Origin of the sequence: Rodentibacter trehalosifermentans, assembly GCF_002000545.1 — a bacterium.
GTDB lineage: Bacteria > Pseudomonadota > Gammaproteobacteria > Enterobacterales > Pasteurellaceae > Rodentibacter > Rodentibacter trehalosifermentans.
Map to the genome: position 1 here is coordinate 1 of NZ_MLHL01000074.1, position 1,029 is coordinate 1,029.

1 protein-coding gene is annotated in these 1,029 nt (G+C 47.5%); it reads left to right on the forward strand.

All coding sequences use genetic code 11. The features are described from left to right. Positions 1-1,029 (forward strand): BppU family phage baseplate upper protein (locus BKK52_RS13570; protein ID WP_158076052.1); only part of this gene is annotated, 1,029 nt, incomplete at both ends.

Here is a 1,029-nt window from a genome sequence, read left to right on the forward strand (position 1 = left end):
TGATATGAATCCGGATGTGGTGATTAAAGGCTACTATGGTGATGAAAATTCAGAAGATGTGACCAATTTGATCGTAGGTCAACACGAAAACGGCGGTATTTACGCTTATGTACCGGAATCCGGTTTAAAGGCCGATGCGGTCAGTATGTTGGCGGAAGAAGTTGCTGCACCGCAAGCCTTAGGTGGTGAAGAATTGGGCAGTGCATTTTGGGCGTTTAACCCATGGTGGTTATTAGGCCTTGCAGCCTTAGCGGGTGGTATTGCAGCCGCTGCAAGTGGTGGCAGTGGCGGAGGTGGTTCCGGTAACAATCCAAGTACCCCACGTGTACCGGGCGATGTAAATGGTGACGGTAAAGCGGATGAAAATGACGATGATGCAACCACAGAAAATGGTGCACCAAAACTTACTATCCCGGAAGCGGCTGATGGCGTAAATGCTGAAGAAGCGAAAGACGGTGTACAAGCAGAAGTGACCTTGCCGGCGAAAACAGCAGTAGGGGATACAGTCGTTGTAACAGTGACGAAACCGGATGGAAGTACAGTAGAAGCCACTAAAGTAGTGACTGAAGATGATTTAAAAGCGGGTAAAGTGACCGTTGATATCCCAGCTGAAGCCGTTGCGACAGATGGTGATTACAAAGCAACAGCTAAAGTGACGACCCCGGAAGGTCAATCAAGTGCCTCAACACCAGAAGTGCCATTTGTTGTGGATCAAACACCACCAGCGGCACCGGATGTGGTAGCACAAGATGATGGTTCAGTTACGGTTGAGCCAAAAGACGAAGAAGGTCCAACGACGATCACTTATGAAGATGAAAACAAAACTCCAGTAACGATTGTTATCTCTAAAGGTGAAGATGGAACTTGGACAGCGAAAGACCCATTACCAGAGAATGTGACCGTTGATCCAGCTACAGGTAAAGTAACTATCCCGGCGGATTCAGTGAAAGATGAATCACCGGTTAAAGCAGTGACTGAAGATAAAGCAGGTAACAAAGCGGAAGATACGGATACATCGAAAGTTGATCC